Source organism: Desulfobacter sp. (assembly GCF_050177295.1).
The window spans coordinates 1-6671 of the sequence record NZ_JBFXHE010000245.1; the positions used below are offsets into that span (position 1 = coordinate 1).

9 protein-coding genes and 1 riboswitch are annotated in these 6671 nt (G+C 51.3%); of the genes, 6 read left to right on the plus strand and 3 right to left on the minus strand.

Going from position 1 to position 6671, the window contains the following annotated elements:
* From AB7U36_RS15620 to thiF, 6 genes are all read left to right on the plus strand, one after another.
* On the plus strand, positions 1 to 401 hold a 401-nt coding region (locus AB7U36_RS15620), incomplete at its 5' end, for an OadG family protein (protein WP_428160637.1).
* Between the two features lie 22 nt (positions 402 to 423).
* Positions 424 to 828, plus strand: coding sequence for a biotin/lipoyl-containing protein (locus AB7U36_RS15625; protein WP_428160638.1), 405 nt, complete (start codon positions 424 to 426; stop codon positions 826 to 828).
* 289 nt (positions 829 to 1117) lie between these two features.
* Positions 1118 to 1210: riboswitch (TPP riboswitch) on the plus strand.
* A gap of 89 nt (positions 1211 to 1299) precedes the next feature.
* Entirely contained in the window at positions 1300 to 1497 is a 198-nt protein-coding gene (gene thiS / locus AB7U36_RS15630; protein ID WP_428160639.1) for a sulfur carrier protein ThiS, read from the plus strand.
* 2 nt (positions 1498 to 1499) lie between these two features.
* Positions 1500 to 2276 (plus strand): thiazole synthase, encoded by a 777-nt coding sequence (locus AB7U36_RS15635; protein ID WP_428160640.1) that lies wholly within the window; start codon positions 1500 to 1502, stop codon positions 2274 to 2276.
* 114 nt (positions 2277 to 2390) lie between these two features.
* The gene (gene thiH, locus AB7U36_RS15640; RefSeq protein ID WP_428160641.1) at positions 2391 to 3497 is read left to right on the plus strand and encodes a 2-iminoacetate synthase ThiH; all 1107 of its coding nucleotides are present in this window, start codon (positions 2391 to 2393) and stop codon (positions 3495 to 3497) included.
* Complete coding sequence (thiF, locus tag AB7U36_RS15645; RefSeq protein ID WP_428160642.1) at positions 3497 to 4042, plus strand: sulfur carrier protein ThiS adenylyltransferase ThiF; 546 nt, start codon at positions 3497 to 3499, stop codon at positions 4040 to 4042. The genes thiH and thiF overlap by 1 nt, the downstream gene beginning before the upstream one ends.
* Before the next feature lie 33 nt (positions 4043 to 4075).
* On the opposite strand, the gene pstB is transcribed toward thiF, so the two are convergent.
* The 3 genes from pstB to AB7U36_RS15660 form a co-directional block, all read right to left on the minus strand.
* The gene (gene pstB / locus AB7U36_RS15650; RefSeq protein ID WP_428160643.1) at positions 4076 to 4933 is read right to left on the minus strand and encodes a phosphate ABC transporter ATP-binding protein PstB; all 858 of its coding nucleotides are present in this window, start codon (positions 4931 to 4933) and stop codon (positions 4076 to 4078) included.
* Positions 4934 to 4951: 18 nt separating this feature from the next.
* Positions 4952 to 6016, minus strand: a complete 1065-nt coding sequence (locus tag AB7U36_RS15655) for a substrate-binding domain-containing protein (RefSeq protein ID WP_428160644.1) — start codon at positions 6014 to 6016, stop codon at positions 4952 to 4954.
* A gap of 52 nt (positions 6017 to 6068) precedes the next feature.
* The coding region (locus tag AB7U36_RS15660; RefSeq protein WP_428160645.1) for a PstA family ABC transporter permease at positions 6069 to 6671 on the minus strand (603 nt) is incomplete at its 5' end.

Here is a 6671-nt window from a genome sequence, read left to right on the forward strand (position 1 = left end):
TCCTGCTGATCTGCGGTCCCTGCGACTCTTTCTGGGGATATGCCATCGGAACGCTTTTTATCCGCTTCTTCGGCGTTTTCCTGGTACTGGGCGTGTTGATGTTCGGCATGATCGTCTGCGGCAAGATTTTTGAATTGGCCTGCAAGCGCAAAACCGCCAAAGTTGAGGAAACAAAGCTGCAGCCGGCTGTTCCAGCACAGAGACCGGTCTCAGCAGCGTCTGAAATGGAGCCGGAGATGGTGGCCGCTGTTGCCATGGCCCTTCATCTGGAGATGTCCGGACCCGTCGGTATAAAATCTGAACTCGGCGCGGAGGATAATCAGAACGCCTGGAGCCTGTATGGCCGCCAGAAGATCATGAACGACCGGACACAGGCATTTAAACGCCATTCTAACACCTAAATGCAAAGACAAAGAAACCCAAATGAAATACGCTATTTCCATAAAACAGAAAAAATATGAGATCGAAATCGGTGCCATCACCAATGGAACCGCTCAGGTAACAGTCAACGGCTCCCCCTATCAGGTGCAAGTGGAAAAACAAGCCGACAGGCACATTCCCGCGTCGGCGGTACCCCCTCCAGCCCGAACTCCGGCACCGGCAGCCGTTTTCGCCTCCGGAACCATCACGGCACCCATCCCCGGATTAATTGTTGACATTCTGGTCAGCGTCGGAGATATGGTTAAAGCTGGCCAGGTGGTCGTAGTCATGGAAGCCATGAAAATGGAAAACCCCCTGATCAGCACTATTGACGGCCAGGTCAAAGAGATCTGTTTGCAGAAAGGCGCCCAGGTCGCCACCGGCGCAGTTATTCTGGTGGTCAGATAACTGCATTTTTTTTTGGATACGGAGACAGCGATAAAAGCGATAAACCGGATCGCGCCGATGCATCTTAATTGGCCTGATCCTCTTCATACTGGCAGGATACTTTTTTGGCAACCTGCGTGTGGTCAAGGAAAATTTTTCTCTGGTACTGGTTATCATTATTTTTCTCTCGGTCATGCCGCTTGTGATAGAGTTTTTTCGGTTCGGGGTGAGAAAAAAACGGAACGGATTAAAATAATGGTTGGGCGTTCAACCCGGGGTTGACAAACCTTCTCATTCTTTATATAGCTTAATCCATCGCGTGGGGTGGCGCACGGCGCCTGAGATAATACCCATTGAACCTGATCCGGATAATACCGGCGAAGGGAAGCGGACAAGACAGCAATAAACCTGGAGAAATCCGGATTTAGGTTTTTTTACAAGCCGCTTGCCCCTTCCTTGGGGGCAAGCGGCTTTTTTTTAGGATTTTTATCTATGAATATTTTTGTCAACGGAAACAAGGAACGCATAGAATCCTGCACTTTGGCGCAGTTCATTGCCTGGAAAAAGCTTGATGCCGGGGCCCTGGTTATTGAACTCAACCAGCAAATCATTAAACAGAAATTTTGGCCGACAACTGAACTCCAGGAAGGCGATCGCCTGGAAATGCTCAGTTTTGTCGGAGGAGGCTGATTATGAACGACGATGTACTTTTATTGGGGGGGAAAGAATTCAGCAACCGGTTGCTGACCGGTACCGGGAAATTCGGCAACCATGGACAAATTCCCAAGATGCTCGCGGCCAGCGGTTCACAGATGATCACTGTGGCCCTGCGTCGGGTCGACATCACGGCTCAGTCTGAAAATATTCTTGAATATATCCCCAAAAATGTGACCCTGCTGCCGAATACATCCGGGGCCCGTAGCGCAGAACAGGCCGTACGCATTGCCCGCATTGCCCGGGAAGCCGGTTGTGGTGATTTCATCAAAATCGAAGTTATCACCGATATGAAATACCTGATGCCGGACAACTGGGAGACCTTGAAGGCCACGGAAATTCTGGCCAAAGAAGGGTTCCAGGTTCTGCCCTATGTTCTGCCGGACCTGCCCCTGGCCAAACGTCTGGAAAACGCCGGTGCAGCAGCGGTCATGCCTCTGGGCGCACCCATCGGAACCAACCGGGGACTGGAGACCAGACCGCTGATTGCCATGTTAATTGAAAATATCAGCGTGCCGATCGTTGTTGATGCGGGAATCGGCAAACCTTCCCAGGCCGCGGCTGCAATGGAAATGGGAGCAGACGCGGTTCTGGTGAATACCGCCATTGCCACGTCCCGGGACCCGGAAGCCATGGGACGCGCCTTTGATCTCGCGGTCAAAGCCGGACGGGCTGCCTTTTTGGCTGAAATGGCCGAAGCGTCCACCCTTGCCCGCGCCTCTTCTCCGCTTACTGGATTTCTTGACGGAGAATAGAAACAAAAAAACAGAAAGCGACTAACCATATTTAAAGCGTATCAGAACTTTAGAGCATAAGCGCCACCTTATAAAAATAAATGAGCTTGAAGCGTTCTGATCAAGGATCAAATCATGTCATTCTATGAGGTAGTTGAGCAATACCGTGATTTTGATGTTCCCGATTTTTTTGACCAGGTGAGCGATGAAGACATCATCCGTAGTCTGGCCAAGGAAAAACCCGGCCCCATGGATTTTATGACCCTGCTGAGCCCCCGGGCTGCCGGACATCTAGAAGCCATGGCCCGCAAAGCCCACCAGCTGACCGTGCAGTATTTCGGACGCACCATCCAAATGTTCATTCCGCTGTACATCTCCAACCACTGTAACAACGGCTGCGCCTATTGCGGGTTTAATCATAAAAACCCGATTCTGCGCCGAAAACTCAGCCTGGAAGAGATTGAGATTGAGGCCAGAGCCATTGCCAAAACCGGCATGCAGCACATACTTTTTCTCACGGGTGAAGCCCAGCACATGACCCCCATGTCTTATCTGCTGGATGCGGCTCAACTGCTTAAGACGCATTTTGCATCAGTGGCGATTGAGGTCTACCCCCTTGAGGTTGAGGCGTACCGCCAACTCAACCAGGCTGGTGTCGATTCCATGACCATGTTCCAGGAAACCTATGACCAGGGCGTTTATAAACGGGTTCATCTGGCCGGCAAAAAGATGGATTACCACTGGCGGCTCAACGCACCTGAACGGGCCGCAAAGGGCGGTATGCGGGTCGTCAACCTCGGGGCCCTGCTTGGTCTGAGTGAACCGCGCCGGGACATGTTTTTCACCGGGTTACATGCCCGCTACCTTGAAAACAAGTATATCGATACCGAGATTGCCATTTCCCTGCCCCGGTTTAACGAGGCAGAAGGCGATTTCCAACCCGACTACCTGGTGGACGACAAAACCTTTGTTCAGTTCATGACCGCGTTGCGCATCTTCCTGCCACGTTCGGGACTGACCATCTCCACCCGTGAAAACGCGACCTTTCGCGACCGCATTCTCCCCTTGGGTGCCACGCGTTACTCTGCTGGATCAAGCACCGGTGTAGGTGGATACACCGAGATACCGGACGGCCAGACACCGCAATTCGAAATTACCGATGCCCGCAGCGTGAAGGAGGTGGCTGATGCGATTATCGCCCATGGCTACCAGCCGATTTACAAAGACTGGGACTGCATCTGATGAAAATCGGTATTGCCGGGGTCGGCGGTATCGGCTCCAACGTGGCCCTTAACCTGGTTCGAAGCGGCGTCACACAACTCAAACTGGTTGATTTCGACCGGGTAGAACCCGGTAACCTCAACCGCCAGTTTTATTTTGCCGACCAGATCGGCCTGTTCAAGGTCGAGGCACTTAAGATCAACTTGCACCGCATTAATCCCAAGGTACACCTTGAGGCGCAGGTTCAGCGTATTGACGCGCAAAACTGCGCTGAACTGTTTTTAGACTGCGACCTTATCGTTGAGGGCTTTGACCGCCAAGTCGATAAAAAAATGCTCATCGAAACCTTTGCCGACAAAAAGCCCGTGGTTTCAGCCTGTGGCATTGCCGGATCCGATTTGGCCACCATCGGTTCGCGCAGAATCGGCAACAGCTACATTGCAGGCGACTTCACCACCGATTGTCATCAGGCACCGCTCTTCAGCCACAAGGTAACCACCGTCGCCAATTACATGAGTGAATTCATTCTTTGTCAACCCGGAGTTCTTCATGACTTTTGTCCATAGGTAATCCCGGATAAAATGGGGTATGAACCGCCGCTATCCGAACCGCCCGGTGATATAATCCTCGGTGAGCTGGTGCAGGGGATTTAAAAATATCTGGTCCGTGGGTCCGGTTTCAATGAGATCTCCCTGGTGGAAATAGGCTGTGCGCTGGGAAATCCGGGATGCCTGCTGCATGGAGTGGGTTACGATGGCAATGGTGTAATCCTGTTTGAGTTCATCAATGAGTTCCTCGATAATGGCCGTGGCAATGGGGTCCAGAGAGGAACAGGGTTCATCCATGAGAATCACCTCCGGGTTCACCGCAATGGTCCTTGCAATGCACAAACGCTGCTGCTGACCACCGGACAGACTGGTGCCCGGCATTTCCAGCCGGTCCTTGACTTCGCTCCACAGACCAGCCCTTTTTAAAGAGCCCACAACCAGTTCGTCGGTCTCGTCCCGGTTCTGGACAAGGCCGTGGATTCTTGCGCCATAGGCAATGTTGTCATAAATGGATTTGGGAAAGGGATTGGGCTTCTGGAAAACCATGCCCACCTGGGCCCTTAACGGCACCACATCCACGTCGCTGTCATATATATTTTTTCCGTCCATGAGGATCTGTCCGGTCACAAGACATCCTTCAATGGTATCGTTCATCCGGTTCAGGCAGCGCAGAAAAGTGGATTTACCGCACCCGGAAGGCCCGATCATGGCAATCACTTCGTTGCGGCCGATATCCAGGGAAATATTGCTGATGGCTTTTTTTGAGTCGTAATAAACAGCCACATTCTGGCAGCTCATCCTGGGGTTTTCAACCGTCGTCTGCCCCACGGTTTCCCGCTCTGTCCGATCAACCAGCGGACGCCGCCCAGGCCTTCTCGGCAGATGACCGATTGTTTGTTCCTGATTCATTTTCGTTTTTATTTATCCTTAATTGAGATCTTCCAACGTTAAGGGGGTAAGTTCTTCAACGACTTTTCTATAATGCTGCCGTTCTTCCGCAGGCATGGGGATCAACCCTTTAGTCGTCAGGTACCCCTCATCACCCCAGGCAGTTTCACTGGTGAACTCGGCCAGATATTCCCTCATACCGGGGATGGTGTTGACATGGGCCTTTTTAATATAAAAATACAGGGGACGGGACACGGGATAGGACCCGGCGGAAATGGCCTCAAATGTCGGTTGCACACCGTCGATGAAAGAGCCCTGGATCTTATCGGTGTTCTGGTCCAGGAAAGAAAAACCAAAAATGCCTAAGGCTTCAGGAGACTTGTTCAACTTGTCCACAATCAGGTTGTCATTTTCTCCGGCCTCAATAAAGGCCCCGTCTTCCCGGAGGGTATGACAGATCACCTTGTATCTTTTTTTATCCGTTTTTTTCAATTTCGCTATCCATGCAAACGCATTTGCCCCGCCTTCCATGGCCAGTTCCACAAATGCATCCCGGGTACCGGAGGTGGGCGGCGGCCCAAACACCTCAATTTTGGCATCAGGAAGTGATGGATTTACTTGCTTCCAGGTTTTATATGGGTTTGGCTGCAAAGCGCCCTTATCCCCTGTCACAGGCACCTGCTTTGCCAGACCGAGAAACAAATCTTTTCTGGCCAGCCTGAACACCAGGGTCTGCCTGGAATTTGCCACAACAATGCCGTCATAGCCAATTTTCACCTCAACGACTTCTTTTACACCATTTTTGAAGTCTTTTTCCAGCTGACTTCTTGTAATCCGGGCAGAAGAGTTGGTAATATCCGGATGCTCTACACCAATACCGGCGCTAAAAAGCTTATGGCCGCCGCCGGATCCAGTGGATTCAATCTTCGGGGTTTTAAAGCGGGTTTTTTTTCCAAAATTTTCAGCAACAACTGTGGCAAAAGGATAAACCGTTGAGGATCCGACAATGGAGATATAGTCCCTTGCTGCACCGGCCCTGGCCTGGGAAATCCCCAAAATCACCACATACACGAAGGCAATCGAAGTGACAATCAGTTTTTTCATGGGTAAACTCCTGAAACATGCATTCTATAAAAAGATAAATAAAATCTGCGACTTAATGTCTTTTTTCAAATCTTTTTCTTAAAAAGACAGCTGCACCATTCATAGCCATCAAAAAAATCAGAAGCACCATGATCGCAGCTGAGGTTTTTTCCAGAAACGCCCTTTCCGGACTGTCTGCCCACAGGTAGATCTGTACGGGCAGCACCGTGGAAGGATCTGTGAATCCGGCAGGAATATCCACAATAAAGGCCACCATACCGATCATCAAAAGCGGCGCGGTTTCCCCAAGGGCCTGGGACATGCCGATAATCGTGCCGGTGAGCATGCCCGGCAGGGCCTGGGGCAGGACATGATGCGCCACCATTTGGACTTTGGATGCACCAATACCAAGACATGCCTCACGAATGGAAGACGGCACCGCCTTAAGTGCGGACCTGCTGGCAATAATAATAGTGGGCAGCGTCATCAGGGTTAAAACAAGCCCCCCCACAAGCGGGACAGATCTGGGCAGGCCGAAAAAATTTAAAAATACGGCCAGGCCCAGAAGCCCAAACACAATGGATGGCACGGCAGCCAGGTTGTTGATGTTCACCTCAATGATATCCGTCCACCTGTTTTTTGGGGCAAACTCTTCCAGATACACGGCAGCAGCCCC